The sequence below is a fragment of the Seohaeicola sp. genome (assembly GCF_048006315.1).
GTDB lineage: Bacteria > Pseudomonadota > Alphaproteobacteria > Rhodobacterales > Rhodobacteraceae > Seohaeicola.
Genome location: NZ_CP180350.1, coordinates 2,729,125 through 2,744,209, shown reverse-complemented (window position 1 = coordinate 2,744,209; position 15,085 = coordinate 2,729,125). Strand labels below are relative to the sequence as shown.

The window sequence follows — 15,085 nt, the reverse complement described above, 5'->3', positions numbered from 1 at the left end:
GGCATGGTGGAAAAACGCGGCCTTGGCCATTGGCTGACCCATCTGGGTCTGATCATCGGCGTTCTGTTCATCTTCTTTCCGATCTGGCTGGCCTTTGTCGCGTCCACCGTGACCCAGCCCGAGATCGTGCGCCCGCCCATGCCCCTGTTGCCGGGCGACCAGTTCTTCGAGAATTACAGCAAGGCGCTGCTGTCCGGTGTCAACGCGCCCGTGGCGATGATGATGCTGAATTCGCTGATCATGGCGCTGGGCATCACCATCGGGAAGATCGTAATCTCGCTGACCTCGGCCTTTGCCATCGTCTATTTCCGCTTTCCGGGGCGGACGATCTTTTTCTGGCTGATCTTCCTGACCCTGATGCTGCCGGTCGAGGTGCGGATCGTGCCCACCTACGAGGTGATCGCGAATTTCGGGATGCTCAACAGCTATTCGGGCCTGATCTTTCCGCTGATCGCATCGGCCACGGCGACCTTCCTGTTCCGGCAGTTCTTTCTGACAGTGCCGGACGAATTGACCGAAGCCGCGCGCGTCGATGGCGCAAGCCCGATGCAGTTCTTCTGGCATATCCTTCTGCCGATGAGCCGCACCAATATCGCGGCCCTCTTCGTGATCCTGTTCATCTATGGCTGGAACCAGTACCTCTGGCCACTTCTGATCACCACCGATCCGTCGATGAACACCATCGTCATGGGCATCCGGCAGATGTTCCCATCGGGCGACGATCTGGCCGACTGGCCGGTGATCATGGCGACATCCATTCTGGCCATGGTGCCGCCGGTGATCGTGGTCATCTCGATGCAGAAGCTTTTCATCCGCGGCCTAGTTGATAGCGAGAAATAAATGGCGACCCTGACCCTTGATAACGTGCGCAAATCCTTTGGCGCGACGGATGTGATCCACGGCGTGGATATCGACGTGACCGATGGCGAATTCATCGTGATCGTCGGGCCATCAGGCTGCGGCAAGTCCACGCTGCTGCGGATGGTGGCGGGGCTGGAAGGCATCACCAGCGGCGAGATCCGCATCAATGACCAGCGCGTCAACGAGGCCGAGCCGATGGAACGCAACATCGCCATGGTGTTCCAGAACTACGCGCTTTATCCGCACATGTCGGTCTTCGACAACATGGCCTACGGGTTGAAGATCGCGAAGACGCCGAAGGACGAGATCGCGGCGCGTGTCGCATCCGCGGCCAAGCTGTTGCAGCTGGAGCCCTATCTGCAGCGCAAGCCGCGTGAATTGTCGGGCGGTCAGCGCCAGCGCGTGGCCATGGGGCGCGCGATTGTGCGCAAGCCTGCGGTGTTCCTGTTCGACGAGCCCCTGTCGAACCTTGACGCCAAGCTGCGCGTGCAGATGCGGCTTGAGATCAAGCAGTTGCAGCGGGAATTGGGGGTTACGTCATTGTATGTGACCCATGATCAGGTCGAGGCGATGACGCTGGCCGACCGGATGATCGTGATGAACGCGGGCGTGGCCGACCAGATCGGCAAGCCGTTGGAAGTATACGAGAACCCGCAGACCGAATTCGTTGCGGGCTTCATCGGATCGCCGGCCACGAATTTCATGCCGGCGGGCAGCATCGGCGTAACGGTCGGCAAGACCGTGGGCATCCGCCCCGAACATATCAAGCTGACAGACAGCCCGACGCGGTTGCAGGCGCGCGTCGCCTATTGCGAGGCTTTGGGGGCCGAGACACTGGTGCATCTGCGGTTGCCCAACGGGCAGCTGATCACCGTGCGCCAGGGTGGGCATCTGCCGCTGCCCTCGGAAGGCACCGATCTGTGGCTGGGTTGGGACGATGCGGCGATGATGGTCTTTGGCGAGGATGGCAAGCGGATCTGACCGCTAGCGGAACATCTGCCAGCCCTGCCACCAGCGGGTGAGCGTGGTCAGGGCGCACGCGGCGGCAAAGACATAGGCGAGCGGCGCGAAAAGCATGGGCCAGAGGCACATGGCCACGAACAGCGCGATGGTTTCGAACCCTTCGGTCAGGCCGCCAAGGTAGAAGATGCCCTTGCTTGGATAATCCTCGGCGCTGAGGCCACGCTTGGCGGCGATCACGGCAAAGGCCAGAAAGCTCGATCCGGTGCCGACGAAGGCCGCGATCAGCACGGCGGCGGGCAGGGCATTGGCGGCGGGGTCGGCCAGCGCGAAGCCAAGCGGCACCACGGCGTAGAAGACGAAATCCAGCGCGATATCCAGAAACGCGCCGCGATCCGTGGGGGTGCCAAGGCGGGCCACCGCCCCGTCAAGGCCGTCGGCCAGCCGGTTCAGCAGGATCAGCGCCAGCGCCGCCCCGTACCAGCCAAGGGCCAGGGCCGGCACCGCCAGCAGACCAAGGCCAAAGCCCGCCAGCGTGATCCGGTCAGCCACCACCCCGCGCCGGTACAGCGCCAATGCCAGCGGATGCAGGACGCGGCGCTGCGTGGGCAGGATCAGGGCGTCGATCATTTTTTGCGGGTCCTTCGACGTTTCGGGGCAGGATACACCGGGCAAGTGTCACCTGTCTTGCACCCTTGCACACATTTGCGTCACCCGCAGGTCGCACGCGCCCTATACAAGTGCAAGAGCCGGGGCTAGCGTCGCGGCATGGGTATTGACGCACTGGATAGCCGCTATTCCTGGATCCGCCTTGGCGTGTCCTTGCTGATCGCCACGATCGGCAATGTCGGCATGTGGGCGATCATCGTCATCATGCCCGCCATGCAGGCCGAGTTTCAGACAGCCCGCGCCGATGCCGCCCTGCCCTATACGCTGACGATGATCGGTTTTGCGCTTGGCAACCTGATGATCGGCCGCGCGGTGGACCGCTTCGGGATCACCGTGGCGCTGTCCGTGTCGGCGCTGACCATCGGGGGCGGGTTTGCGCTGGCATCTGTCGCAGGCTCGGTCTGGACGCTGTCGTTCCTGCAACTGGTGATCGGCTTCGGTACGGCGGCAAGCTTTGGCCCGCTGATCGCCGATGTCTCGCTGTGGTTCCTCAAGCGGCGCGGCATTGCCGTGGCGATCGCCGCCAGTGGCAACTACCTGTCCGGCGCGATCTGGCCGCTACTGCTGTCGGGGGTTCTGGCCGATCATGGCTGGCGCGCGGTCTACATGGTGCTGGCCGTCGTGACCGTCGTGGGCGTCATTCCCCTGTCGCTGTTCCTGCGCGCGCGGGTGCCGCTGGAGGCAAGCGCCCATTCCGACAGCATCACCGCATCACGGGCGAAATCGGCGGGATTTTCGCCGCGCGCGCTGATGTGGATGCTGGGCCTTGCGGGCATCGGCTGCTGCGTCGCCATGTCGATGCCGCAGGTGCATATCGTGGCCTATTGCGTCGATCTGGGATACGGCCCCGCCGTGGGCGCCGAGATGCTGTCGCTGATGCTGATGGGGGGCGTTGTATCGCGCCTGATCTCGGGGCTGCTGGCAGACCGTTTGGGGGGCGTGATGACCCTGCTGATCGGATCGGCGCTGCAATGTCTGGCACTGTTTCTCTATCTGCCAGCGGGCGGGCTGGTGTCGCTCTATGTGGTCAGCCTGATCTTCGGCCTCAGCCAGGGGGGCATCGTGCCCAGCTATGCGGTGATCGTGCGCGAATACATGCCCGCGCGCGAGGCAGGGGCGCGCGTGGGTTTCGTGATCATGGCGACGATCATCGGCATGGCGATCGGCGGCTGGATGTCGGGCTGGATCTATGACCTGACGGGCAGCTATCACATGGCCTTCATCAACGGGATCGCGTGGAACTTCCTGAACATCGGGATCATCCTGCTGATCCTCACACGGTCGCGCCGCGCGATGCGGCTGGCCGCGGCCTGATCCCTAAAGCCCGGTGACCCCACCCAGATGCGCCTCGCCGCGCGCGCGGGCCAGTGCGATCTGTTTCTGGCGTTCGCGGAAACGGGCCTTGTCCTCATCCGAGGTTTCATCGACGCAGTGATGGCAGGCGACGCCTTCCTCGTATTCCGGGCGGATGCGATCTTGCGGCAGGATCGGGCGGCGGCACGCGTGGCACAGAAGGTGCGGCCCCTCGGTCAACCCGTGGCCCACGGAGACGCGGCGGTCGAAGACAAAGCATTCACCCTGCCATGTGCTTTCGGCTTCTGGCACCTCTTCGAGGTATTTCAGGATGCCGCCCTTGAGGTGATAGACATCCTCGACCCCCTGCCCCAGCAGGTAATTCGTGCTTTTCTCGCAGCGGATACCGCCGGTGCAGAACATCGCGATGCGCTTGTTGTGGAAACGGTGCTTGTTCGCCTCCCACCATGCGGGAAAGTCGCGGAAGCTGGCTGTTTCGGGATCGACCGCGCCCTGAAACGTGCCGATGGCCACCTCGTAATCATTGCGGGTGTCGATGACGGCCACATCCGGCGCGGTGATCAGCGCGTTCCAGTCGGCAGGTTCGACGTAGTGGCCGACGCGGGCGCGCGGGTCCACATCGGGCTGGCCCATCGTGACGATCTCGCGCTTCAGGCGTACTTTCATCCGGGCGAAGGGCGGCGCGCTGGCGGTGCTTTCCTTCCACTCCAGATCGGCGCAACCCGGAAGAGCGCGGATATGGGCCAGCACCGCGTCGATGCCCGCGCGGCTGCCTGCGATGGTGCCGTTGATCCCCTCAGCCGCCAGCAGCAGCGTGCCGGTGACACCCTGCCCGCAACACAACTGCGCCAGCGCGGGCTTGATCGCGGCGGGATCGTCGAAACGGGTGAAGTGATAGAGAGCGGCGACAATATGCATGGGCTGCGATTTACGCCTGCGCGTGGTCTCGTGCAAGCCTGCAGGCCGCGCGACATTGACGCGCGCGCGCCAAGCCCCTACCCCTTTCGTGACAAGGACAGGAGGCCCGCCATGTCAGAAAACCATGCCCTGATCGTGATCGACGTGCAGAACGACTTTTGCCCCGGCGGCGCGCTGGCCGTGCCTGAGGGTGATGTGATCGTGCCGGGGATCAACGCGCTGATGCAGCAGATCCCTTGCGTGGTGCTGACGCAGGACTGGCATCCGGCCGATCATGCGTCCTTCGCGTCCGAACATCCCGGCGCCGCCGCCTATGACCTGACAGAGATGCCATATGGCCCCCAGGTCCTGTGGCCCGATCACTGCGTCTGGGGCAGCCGGGGCGCCGCCTTTCATCCCGGGCTGCACACGGATCCGGCCGATCTGATCATCCGCAAGGGGTTCCGCCGCGCCATCGACAGCTATTCCGCCTTTTTCGAGAATGACCGCACCACCGCAACCGGGCTGGAAGGCTATCTGAAGACGCGCGGCATCACCCATCTGACGCTGGTGGGTCTGGCCACCGATTTCTGCGTCGCCTATTCGGCGCAGGATGCGGCGCGCCTTGGCTTTGACGTGACCGTGCGGCTGGATCTGTGCCGCGCCATCGACCTGAACGGATCGCTGGATGCCGCACTGGATGCGATGCGGGCGGCCGGTGTCAGGCTGGCGTGACGCCGCTGGACACACCACGCCCCCTTTGATTTAAGCGCATGGCACATTGACGGAGCCGCCCCATGGTCGATATCGCCACCCGCGTCTGGAATCACCGCTGGAAGATCGACCCGATCGTGCGGTCGCTGATCGACACGGATTTCTACAAGCTGCTGATGTGCCAGTCGGTGTTCCGCAACAAGCCCGACACGCAGGTGACCTTCAGCCTGATCAACCGATCCACGCATGTTCCGCTGGCCAAGCTGATCGACGAGGGTGAATTGCGCGAGCAGCTGGATCACATCCGGTCGCTGTCGCTGACACGCGGCGAAAGCACCTGGCTGCGCGGCAATACCTTTTACGGAAAGCGGCAGATGTTCCGCCCCGATTTCATGGAATGGTTCGAGGCGCTGCGGCTGCCGCCCTATCACCTGGAACGCAAGGGCGACCAGTACGAGCTGACGTTCGAAGGCAGCTGGCCCGAGGTGATGATGTGGGAAATCCCCGCCCTGGCCGTGCTGATGGAGCTGCGCGGACGCGCGGTCCTGAACACCATGGGCCGGTTCGAGCTGCAGGTGCTTTACGCCCGCGCCATGACCAAGCTTTGGGAAAAGGTCGAGGCACTGCGCGAGGTCGATGGGCTGCGCCTGGCCGATTTCGGGACACGGCGGCGGCATTCCTATCTCTGGCAGGATCGCTGCGTACAGGCGCTGATCGAAGGGTTGGGAGACAAGTTCGTCGGCACCTCGAATTGTCTGATCGCGATGAAGCGCGATATCGAGGCGATCGGCACCAATGCCCATGAACTGCCGATGGTCTATGCCGCCCTGGCCGAGGATGACGAAGCCCTGCGCGAGGCCCCCTACCGGGTTCTGGCCGACTGGCACGAGGAGCATGACGGCAACCTGCGCATCATCCTGCCCGACACCTATGGCAGCCAGGGTTTTCTGCGGAATGCGCCTGACTGGCTGGCGGGCTGGACCGGCATCCGCATCGACAGCGGCGACCCGGCGGCAGGGGCGGAAACCGCCATTGCCTGGTGGAAAAGCCGGGGCGAGGATCCGCGCCAGAAGCTGGTCATCTTTTCCGACGGGCTGGACGTGCAGAAGATCGCGGAACTGCAAAAGCAGTTCGCCGGGCGCGTTCGCCCCTCCTTCGGTTGGGGCACGCTGCTGACCAATGATTTCCGCGGTCTGGTCAAGGATGACGCGCTGGCGCCCTTCAGCCTTGTCTGCAAGGCCGTGTCGGCCAACGGGCGACCCACGGTCAAGCTGTCGGACAATCCCAACAAGGCGATGGGACCGGCGGACGAGATTGCGCGCTACAAGCGTGTCTTTGGCGTGGGCGAGCAGGAGGCGATGGAGGTCGTCGTCTGACTGGCACGGTCAGAGGTCGATTTCGATCACCCCGTCCGGTTCCGCAGCCCGGCTTTGGCACAGGATGATCGCGCCCGCGCGCTGTGCCTGCGACAGCACGAAATCGCGGTGTTCGACTGTGCCCGACACCAGGGTGCATTTGCACACGCCGCAGATGCCATCGGCGCATTTCACATCCACATGCACGCCCGCATCGGCCAGCACATCGGTGGCGCTGCGATCTGCCGGCACATGCAGTTCCCGCCCGGACCGCGCCAGCCGCAGGGTGAAGGGGTGGTTCACGTAATCGGGCAATTCCGGCACCGCGAAATACTCCAGATGCCGCGCCTCGTCGGGGTAGCCCTGCCGCTCCGCCGCGTCGATCACCGCATCCATGTAGCGCACCGGCCCGCAGGTATAGACGTGCCAGCCGTCGCGGTAGCCTGACAGTACCCCCTCCAGATCGGCGCGGCTGCCTTCGTCGGACATGTGAAGATGCACGCGGTCCGCCCAGGGCATGGCCGCCAGATCGTCAAGGTATCCCGCCGCCGCGCGGCTGGAACAGGAATAGTGCAGGCTGAAATCCCGCCCCAGCGCATGCAGGCGGTGCGCGAAGGCGATCATCGGTGTGACCCCGATACCGCCCCCCATGAGCAGGGTTTTCGCAGCATCCTCGACCAGTTCGAAATGGTTGATCGGTTTCGAGATGAAGACGCGCCGCCCCGGCGTGAAGATGCGATGCATCAGTTTCGACCCGCCCCGCCCGCCATCCTCGCGCAGCACGCCGATCTGGTATTTGGACCGGTCCGCGGGATCGCCCGACATCGAATATTGCCGCAGGAATTCGGGGGCGACGACGATATCGAGATGCGCGCCTGCGGTCCATTCCGGCAGATCACCCCCATCGGGCGCGGTGAATTCGTATTTCGTGACATCCGGCGTCATGCGTTCGACGCGTGACACGCGCACCTCGATCACCGGGGCGTCCTGCGGGACGGTGTAGCGATGCACATGGCTGTCATCGCCACGCGCCAGCCGGTCGCGGTAATCCTGCGCGGGGATCATGCCCTGGTAGGCGGCAATCCCCGCCTCGCGGTCCATCGGCGCGGGATAGGGCCAGGGATGCGGGGCCAAGGGGGCGGGATAGACGGCCAGCGTCTGATCCTCGTAGCGTAGCACCAGATCCTTTTGCAGATCGCGGCGGTTGACCGGGTGGCGTGTCGGGCGATAGCCACCGTCCTCCTCGATCTCGAGGTCCCACCACCATGTCTTGACCGGGTTCAGCCCGCCCTTGCCCAGCGCATCATCAAGCCGCGCCAGCGCCGGTGCTGCGCCGGGCAGATGCATCGCGGCCCAGCGGAAGGGCTTTTCGGCGAAAAGCCCCTCAAGGTTCCAGGGGCAGGTCTTCATGCAGCGCCCGCACATCGCGCCGCCCGGTGTGGTGATCCGGTAGGTCGCGCATTTCTGGCTGTCGGATTTCCAGATCTCGTAGCCGTTGAACATCAGCTTTGGACCAGCGGTGATTGCGCCAGAGGGGCATTCGCGCGCACATTTGTTGCAGGATTCACAAAACCGCTGCAATCCGAAGTCGATCGGGCGATCATGCGCCAGGGGCAGATCGGTGGTCACGACACCCGATTTCAGGCGGGGGCCGAGGAAGGGGTTGAGGATCACCTCGCCGATGCGGCTGACCTCGCCCAGACCGGACAAAAGCAGGAGCGGCGGTTGCAGCACCTCGCCATCCATCACGCTATGCGCCTTGGCCTTGTAGCCGAGGTTGCGGATCTGCTGCGCAATCACCCCGCCCAGCAGCGAGAAACGCAGATAGGCGCGCATGGATTGGGCCACGCTGATCCAGTCATCGCCCGAGGCGCCCTCCATCGTCTCATAGCCCTGGTCGATGATCATGCTGATCGCCTGATCATGGGGCGGATCGATGGGTGCGCCGGTCGCATCATGGGAATACCACGCCCAATCCGGGCAGCGCGATATCCCCACCGCATCGACACCCAGGAAATAGGCGGCGGCCTTGACCAGATCGGCGGCCCTGGCCGGATCGAGGCGGGTCTTTTCCGGGGCGGGCGCGCCATCCTGCAGCAGCACGAAAGCGCCCAGCACGCGGCGTTGTGCCGAACTGGGCGCGGACTTGCGCACGTAATGCCCGCCGGTCGCCCCTTTCTGCACCGTCTTGCCCATGTCGCCGAACTGCGCACGCGCAAACAGATCGGCGCGCTTGGGCACACGGGCGACGCGCGCCTCGTCGATATAGGTGGTGGGCGTGTCCACACGCTTGAGTGTTTCAAACGGGTGCGCGCCCATCGCATAGGCGCGGCGACGGAAAGGATCGCGGTTGAGGGCCGACTTGGCCGTGCCCCGGCCCAGCCACCAAGCGGGGCCTTGGGTGCGAAACCAAGGCTGCTGCGCCATCGGGGCAAGCGGGCGGTCATGGGCGAGGTCCATATCCGTTGTCACGGCGGCCAGACCAAAGCGCGTGCCGAGCCAAGGGGCCACCAGCGCGCCATCCTCGACCGTGGCCAGCCCCGCCGTCACGGCAAGCTGGTGCAGATCGACATCGGATGTCGTGTAGCTGTGCGCGCAGGCATCGAAACCCAGAAGCCGGATGTAATTGGCCAGCACCACGGCGGTTTCCGCCGCGCGCAGACAGGCACGATGGGCCTGCGCATCCATGATCCAGTCCGCGCCCGCCTCATCCGGGCGGGGATCGCGGTGATGTTCGTAGAGAAAGACCAACGCCGTGTGGTGGCCAACGATCCCGCGCGGCGGGGCCTCCATCGATTCCTTGAGATCGGCCATGATCATGTCGATGCCCGAGGCCAGCGTCTTGGTCTGTCGCGTCCTGAGGTCATGGGCCAGACGGTCGATATCCGGGTTGCGCCGGGGCTGATCCAGCAGGGCCCCGACCGATACCGGACCGATCCCCACCATCGAGGCATCAGAGAAATAACCGAAAGCCTTCAGATGGTCGGCGCGGTCCTGCGGATCCTCGGGAATGACGGCACGGGCGCGATTGACCATACCGTCGCGGATCGCATCGAGCATGGCCTGATATTCGCCCATGGCGTTGACGATGCTCTGCGGTGCGTCGGGGCGGCGGTAATCGAGTGCGGGCATCGGGGGCACATCCGCCAGATCGGGGCGGGCATCCTGCCGGGACAAACGCTCCAACGGATAGGGGCCAAGATGCACCGGCCTGTCGCGGTCCGAGAAAAAGCGCAATCCCATCAGCCCCTCCCCGGACCTGTCCTGCGGTCAGTCAAGGCCAAGGGACGGCGGGTGTAAAGACCTTGGGGACGGCCGCTCTACGAAATTGTGTAACGCCAACGGTTGACGAAACGGCGCCCGGCGGTGTTTCTCGACGGGCACGGCCCCAGACAGGCCATCCCAAGATAAAGAGAGCCGTAATGATTTCCAGACTGACAGTGACAACCGCGCTTGTCGCATGCCTTTGCCTGCCGGCCTTTGCCGACCCCGATCCCAAGGCCTGGGACAGCGTGTTGGAAGAGGCGCGCGGCCAGACGGTCTACTGGAATGCCTGGGGCGGCGATCCGCGCACCAATGACTATATCGCCTGGGCCGGCCAGCAGGTGCAGGATCAGTTCGGCGTGACGCTGGAACATGTGAAACTGTCGGACACGGCCACGGCCGTCAGCACGGTTTTGAACGAGAAGGCGGCGGGCCGCACCGAGGGCGGTTCGATCGACATGATCTGGATCAACGGCGCCAATTTCGCCGCGATGAAGGAGAACGGCCTGCTGTTCGGTCCCTGGGCCGAGGATATTCCGAACTGGTCCCTGGTCGACCCCGAGGCGAACCCCGCGCTGGTTTCGGATTTCACCGTGCCTGTCGAAGGCCTTGAAGCACCCTGGAGCATGGCGCGCGTGGTCTTTTACTATGACAGCGCCCGCTTGCCGGAACCGCCGCGCACGATCCCGGCCTTTCTGGACTGGGCCAGCGCCAATCTGGGGCGTTTCACCTATCCGCAGCCGCCCGATTTCCTGGGCACGACCTTCCTGAAGCAGGCGTTGCTTGGGCTGGTCGATGATACCGCGCCGCTTTATGCGCCGGTCGAAGCGGCCGATTATGACGCGGTCACGGCACCGCTTTGGGCCTATATCGAGGCGCTGACCCCGCATCTGTGGCGGCAAGGGCAGGCCTATCCGCAGAACGGACCCGCCCAGCGGCAACTGTTGGCCGACAATGAGATCGACATCGCGATTTCCTTCAGCCCCGGCGAGGCTTCGGCAGCGATTGCCAATTTCGAACTGCCCGACACGGTGCGCAGCATCGTGCTGGATGGCGGCACCATCGGCAACGCGAGTTTCCTGGCGATCCCCTTCAACGCCAATGCCAAGGCAGGGGCGATGGTGGTGGCCAATTACCTGATGTCGGCCGAGGCGCAGTTGCACAAGCAGGATGCCGCCGTGATGGGCACGCCCACGGTGCTGGCGATGGACAAGCTTTCGCCCGAGGATGCCGCGAAGTTCGCAAGCCTTGATCTGGGTATCGCCACCCTGTCGCCCGCCGATCTGGGCCCCGCCCTGCCCGAGCCGCATCCCAGCTGGATGCAGCGCATCGCGGCGGATTGGGAGGCGCGCTTCGGCGTCGCGCAGTAAGCAAGGGCTGGTCCGGTGCCCAGCCTGGAGGCGAACCGTCACGCATGGCTGAGGCTGGCACCGCGCCTCACCATCGCGGTTCTGCTGCTGCCGGTGGGCGCTGGCCTTGCGGGCGTTCTGGCGCCTGCTTTCGGCTGGTATCCGGCGCTTGGCGGCACCAATCTGTCGCTTGACCCGTGGCGCGCACTGTTCGCCTGGCCCGGTCTGGGCGGGGCAATCTGGCTGAGCGTGGTCACAGGGCTGGGTGCCACGGCCATCTCGTTGCTGATCACCGTGATGATCTGCGCCGCATGGCAGGGCACCCGCGCCTTTGGCGTGATCGAACGGGCCTTATCGCCGCTCTTGTCTGTGCCCCATGCGGCGGCGGCCTTCGGCCTGGCCTTCCTGATCGCCCCCTCCGGCTGGATCGCGCGGGCGCTGTCACCCTGGGCGACGGGCTGGGATCAGCCGCCCGACATCCTGATCACACAGGACCCCTGGGGCCTGTCGCTGATGGCGGGACTGGTGGTGAAAGAGGTGCCCTTTCTGCTGCTGATGACGCTGGCCGCACTTGGGCAGGTGCCTGCGCGCCGATCGGTGCTGGTGGCGCAGACCATGGGCTACGGGCGCATGGCCGGATGGGTCCTGACCGTGTTTCCCCGGCTTTACGCGCAGATCCGCCTGCCGGTCTACGCGGTGCTGGCCTATTCCTGTTCGGTGATCGACGTGGCGCTGATCCTGGGGCCGACGCGGCCTTCGACCCTTTCGGTGCAGGTGCTTGAATGGCTGTCCGACCCCGACCTGTCGCTGCGATTCCAGGCGGCGGCGGGGGCGATCCTGCAACTGGCGCTGGTGATCGGCCTTCTGCTGCTCTGGCGCGGGGGCGAGGCGGTTGCGGCAAGGCTGGGCTGCGCGGCCATCCGCAGAGGGCACCGTTTCGCAGCAGACGGGGCGGCGCGGACCATGTCGATGGGGCTGGCGCTGATCGCGGCGCTGACGGTCGGCCTTGGCATCCTGGGCCTTGCGGTCTGGTCCGTCGCCGGGTTCTGGACCTTTCCCGACCTGCTGCCCGATCAGTTCACCTGGCGCAACTGGACACGTCAATCCGCGACGGTCACGGGAACCGCGCTGGAGACAGTGATGATCGGAGCCGCGGCCACGGTGATCAGCATCGGATTGACCATCGCCTGCCTTGAGGCCGAGTATCGCCATGGGCTGCGCCAGACGCGGCGCGCGCTTTGGCTGCTCTATCTGCCCTTGCTGGTGCCGCAGGCGACCTTTCTGATCGGTCTTCAGACGCTTGCCATCGGGGCCGATCTTGGCGGTGTGCGAAGCACCGTCATCGCGGCGCATGTGGTCTTCGTGCTGCCTTATGTCTTTCTGTCGCTGTCCGATCCGTGGCGGGCCTGGGACAGGCGGCAGGGTCTGGTGGCGGCCAGCCTTGGTGCGGGGGCGAACCGGATCCTGTGGCGGGTGCGCCTGCCCATGCTGCTGCGGCCCGTTCTGGCGGCGGCGGCGGTGGGGTTTGCCGTGTCGGTGGGGCAATATCTGCCCACGCTGCTGATCGGGATGGGCCGTGTCAGCACCCTGACAACCGAGGCCGTAGCCCTGTCATCGGGGGGTGACCGCAGGCTGATCGGGGTCTATGCCCTGTCACAGACGATCATGCCGCTGATCGGTTTCGCACTGGCGCTGGCACTGCCTGCACTGCTGTTCCGCGACCGGCGCGGCATGCTGGACAGGGGTTAGGAAATGACGGACGGGCTGCGACTGGATCATCTGACGATCACGCTGGGCGACCGGCGTCTGGTCGATCTGGACGAATGCATCGCGGCGGGTGAGATCCTGACCGTGATGGGTCCGTCGGGATCGGGCAAATCCACGCTGCTGTCGGTGCTGATCGGCCAACCCGACCAGGGATTTGACGTGTCGGGCCGGGTTCTGCTGGATGGGCAGGACCTGCAAGGGATGGGCCCGCAGGCGCGCCGGATCGGGTTGCTTTTTCAGGATGATCTGCTGTTTCCGCATCTGTCTGTGGGCGAGAATCTTGGCTTTGCCCTGCCTGCATCGGTCAAGGGACGCGCCGCGCGCGAGGCGCGGATCGCGGCGGCGCTGGAAGCTGCCGATCTGGCTGGTTTCGCGACACGTGACCCGGCGACATTGTCGGGCGGGCAACGGGCGCGTGTGGCCCTGATGCGCTGCCTGCTGAGTGCGCCACGTGCGCTGTTGCTGGATGAGCCGTTTTCGCGGCTGGACGCTGATTTGCGCCGCCAGATGCGGGATTTCGTCTTTGGCCGGGTGCGCGCCGAAGGCATCCCCGCGATCCTTGTGACCCATGATCAGGAGGATGCGCTGGCGGCGGGGGGCAAGGTGATCTCGCCCCTGGGCGAGGTCAGGCAGACCGGGGGGCCTGCCTGACAGTTTGATTTACTGGTTCCACGGCCTGTCGCCCGCCGCATCCTTGACGCGGGTGGGCAGCCCGATCTGATCGAGCAGGGTCAGGAATGGCTTGGGGTCCAGTTCCTCGACGTTCACCATGGTGCCGGTGTCCCATGTGCCATTCGCGATCAGCATGGCCGCCGCAACCGGAGGCACGCCTGCGGTGAAGGAAATGCCCTGGCTGCCGACCTCGTTATAGGCGTCCTTGTGGTCGGCCACGTTGTAGACGAAGACCTCGACAGGTTTGCCGTCCTTCTTGCCCTTCACCAGATCACCGATGCAGGTCTTGCCCACGTAATCAGGCGCAAGGCTGGAGGGGTCGGGCAGCACGGCCTTGACGACCTTGAGGGGGATCACTTCCAGCCCTTCGGCAGTCGTAACGGGCTGTTCGGACAGCAGGCCGAGGTTCTTCAGCACGGTGAAGACGTTGATGTAGTGATCGCCGAAACCCATCCAGAAGCGCACATCGGCGTCGGGGTAGTTTGCGGCCAGTGAATGCACCTCATCATGGCCGGTCATATAGGCCTTCTGCTTGCCGACGACGGGCAGATCCCATTCCTTGCCGACCTCGAACATGGTGTTGGTCTGCCATGCGCCCTTCTGCCAGCTGTAGACCGTGCCGGTGAATTCGCGGAAGTTGATTTCCGGGTCGAAATTGGTCGAGAACCAGCGCCCGTGCGAGCCTGCGTTGATATCGACGATGTCGATGGAGGTTACGGTATCCATGTAGTCATCCGCCGCCAGCCGCGCGTAGGCGTTGACCACGCCCGGATCGAACCCGATGCCGAGGATGGCGGTCACGCCCGCCTTTTCGCAGGCCTCGCGGCGTTTCCACTCGTAATTGCCGTACCAGGGCGGGGTCTCGCAGATCTTGGCGGGGTCTTCGTGGATGGCCGTGTCCATATAGGCGGCACCCGTTTCGATGCAGGCTTGCAGCACCGACATGTTCACGAAGGGCGAGCCCACGTTGATCACGATCTGGGCGCCCGTGTCGCGGATCAACTGCGCCACGGCGGCGGTATCCAGCGCATCCAGCGCATGGGCCTTGAACACGCCCGGCTGTTTCATCGCGCCTTTTTCAGCGACGCTGTCGAGGATCGCCTGACATTTCGCGACCGTCCGACTGGCGATATGCAGGTCCCCCAGCACATCATTGTTCTGGGCGCATTTATGCGCCACGACCTGAGCCACGCCACCGGCGCCGATGATAAGCACGTTGCGTTTCATGGTGTCACCAGACCTCCTTTAAGGTTCCAGTTGCAG

12 protein-coding genes are annotated in these 15,085 nt (G+C 64.7%); 8 read left to right on the top strand and 4 right to left on the bottom strand.

Annotation, left to right across the window (positions count from 1 at the left end):
* Positions 1-3: 3 nt before the first annotated feature.
* Together ugpE and ugpC are read left to right on the top strand one after the other, a co-directional pair.
* Positions 4-840, top strand: a complete 837-nt coding sequence (gene ugpE / locus ACMUJL_RS13700) for a sn-glycerol-3-phosphate ABC transporter permease UgpE (protein ID WP_068291332.1) — start codon at positions 4-6, stop codon at positions 838-840.
* Positions 841-1,842 carry a sn-glycerol-3-phosphate ABC transporter ATP-binding protein UgpC gene (gene ugpC / locus ACMUJL_RS13695; protein ID WP_375573450.1) on the top strand — a complete coding sequence of 334 codons (1,002 nt, stop codon included), beginning with the start codon at positions 841-843 and terminating at the stop codon, positions 1,840-1,842.
* Positions 1,843-1,845: 3 nt separating this feature from the next.
* On the opposite strand, the gene ACMUJL_RS13690 is transcribed toward ugpC, so the two are convergent.
* Complete coding sequence (locus tag ACMUJL_RS13690; protein WP_375573452.1) at positions 1,846-2,451, bottom strand: CDP-alcohol phosphatidyltransferase family protein; 606 nt, start codon at positions 2,449-2,451, stop codon at positions 1,846-1,848.
* 138 nt (positions 2,452-2,589) lie between these two features.
* Between ACMUJL_RS13690 and ACMUJL_RS13685 the strand changes: the two genes are divergently transcribed.
* Positions 2,590-3,804: an MFS transporter gene (locus ACMUJL_RS13685; protein ID WP_375573454.1), complete on the top strand. Its 1,215-nt coding sequence runs from the start codon at positions 2,590-2,592 to the stop codon at positions 3,802-3,804.
* Between the two features lie 3 nt (positions 3,805-3,807).
* On the opposite strand, the gene ACMUJL_RS13680 is transcribed toward ACMUJL_RS13685, so the two are convergent.
* Entirely contained in the window at positions 3,808-4,722 is a 915-nt protein-coding gene (locus ACMUJL_RS13680; protein WP_375573456.1) for a rhodanese-related sulfurtransferase, read from the bottom strand.
* 111 nt (positions 4,723-4,833) lie between these two features.
* On the opposite strand from ACMUJL_RS13680, the gene pncA reads away from it, so the two are divergent.
* Together pncA and pncB are read left to right on the top strand one after the other, a co-directional pair.
* Positions 4,834-5,436 carry a bifunctional nicotinamidase/pyrazinamidase gene (pncA, locus tag ACMUJL_RS13675; protein WP_375573458.1) on the top strand — a complete coding sequence of 201 codons (603 nt, stop codon included), beginning with the start codon at positions 4,834-4,836 and terminating at the stop codon, positions 5,434-5,436.
* 62 nt (positions 5,437-5,498) lie between these two features.
* Complete coding sequence (gene pncB / locus ACMUJL_RS13670) at positions 5,499-6,791, top strand: nicotinate phosphoribosyltransferase (protein ID WP_375573460.1); 1,293 nt, start codon at positions 5,499-5,501, stop codon at positions 6,789-6,791.
* A 9-nt stretch (positions 6,792-6,800) separates the two neighbouring features.
* On the opposite strand, the gene ACMUJL_RS13665 is transcribed toward pncB, so the two are convergent.
* Positions 6,801-10,013, bottom strand: coding sequence for a 2Fe-2S iron-sulfur cluster-binding protein (locus ACMUJL_RS13665; protein WP_375573462.1), 3,213 nt, complete (start codon positions 10,011-10,013; stop codon positions 6,801-6,803).
* 179 nt (positions 10,014-10,192) lie between these two features.
* On the opposite strand from ACMUJL_RS13665, the gene ACMUJL_RS13660 reads away from it, so the two are divergent.
* The 3 genes from ACMUJL_RS13660 to ACMUJL_RS13650 are packed head-to-tail and all read left to right on the top strand — an operon-like array spanning position 10,193 to position 13,801.
* Positions 10,193-11,404 (top strand): ABC transporter substrate-binding protein, encoded by a 1,212-nt coding sequence (locus ACMUJL_RS13660; protein WP_375573464.1) that lies wholly within the window; start codon positions 10,193-10,195, stop codon positions 11,402-11,404.
* A 15-nt stretch (positions 11,405-11,419) separates the two neighbouring features.
* Positions 11,420-13,132: an ABC transporter permease gene (locus tag ACMUJL_RS13655; protein WP_375573466.1), complete on the top strand. Its 1,713-nt coding sequence runs from the start codon at positions 11,420-11,422 to the stop codon at positions 13,130-13,132.
* Between the two features lie 3 nt (positions 13,133-13,135).
* Positions 13,136-13,801 carry an ATP-binding cassette domain-containing protein gene (locus tag ACMUJL_RS13650; RefSeq protein ID WP_375573468.1) on the top strand — a complete coding sequence of 222 codons (666 nt, stop codon included), beginning with the start codon at positions 13,136-13,138 and terminating at the stop codon, positions 13,799-13,801.
* 9 nt (positions 13,802-13,810) lie between these two features.
* On the opposite strand, the gene ACMUJL_RS13645 is transcribed toward ACMUJL_RS13650, so the two are convergent.
* The gene (locus ACMUJL_RS13645; protein ID WP_375573470.1) at positions 13,811-15,049 is read right to left on the bottom strand and encodes a saccharopine dehydrogenase family protein; all 1,239 of its coding nucleotides are present in this window, start codon (positions 15,047-15,049) and stop codon (positions 13,811-13,813) included.
* Between the last annotated feature and the right edge of the window lie 36 nt (positions 15,050-15,085).

What these genes read in the sequence shown, in the direction of transcription:
- ugpE (WP_068291332.1), top strand. Translation starts at nt 4, where the DNA reads ATGGTGGAAAAACGCGGCCTTGGCCATTGGCTGACCCATCTGGGTCTG.
- ugpC (WP_375573450.1), top strand. Translation starts at nt 841, where the DNA reads ATGGCGACCCTGACCCTTGATAACGTGCGCAAATCCTTTGGCGCGACG.
- ACMUJL_RS13690 (WP_375573452.1), bottom strand. Translation starts at nt 2,451, where the DNA reads ATGATCGACGCCCTGATCCTGCCCACGCAGCGCCGCGTCCTGCATCCG.
- ACMUJL_RS13685 (WP_375573454.1), top strand. Translation starts at nt 2,590, where the DNA reads ATGGGTATTGACGCACTGGATAGCCGCTATTCCTGGATCCGCCTTGGC.
- ACMUJL_RS13680 (WP_375573456.1), bottom strand. Translation starts at nt 4,722, where the DNA reads ATGCATATTGTCGCCGCTCTCTATCACTTCACCCGTTTCGACGATCCC.
- pncA (WP_375573458.1), top strand. Translation starts at nt 4,834, where the DNA reads ATGTCAGAAAACCATGCCCTGATCGTGATCGACGTGCAGAACGACTTT.
- pncB (WP_375573460.1), top strand. Translation starts at nt 5,499, where the DNA reads ATGGTCGATATCGCCACCCGCGTCTGGAATCACCGCTGGAAGATCGAC.
- ACMUJL_RS13665 (WP_375573462.1), bottom strand. Translation starts at nt 10,013, where the DNA reads ATGGGATTGCGCTTTTTCTCGGACCGCGACAGGCCGGTGCATCTTGGC.
- ACMUJL_RS13660 (WP_375573464.1), top strand. Translation starts at nt 10,193, where the DNA reads ATGATTTCCAGACTGACAGTGACAACCGCGCTTGTCGCATGCCTTTGC.
- ACMUJL_RS13650 (WP_375573468.1), top strand. Translation starts at nt 13,136, where the DNA reads ATGACGGACGGGCTGCGACTGGATCATCTGACGATCACGCTGGGCGAC.
- ACMUJL_RS13645 (WP_375573470.1), bottom strand. Translation starts at nt 15,049, where the DNA reads ATGAAACGCAACGTGCTTATCATCGGCGCCGGTGGCGTGGCTCAGGTC.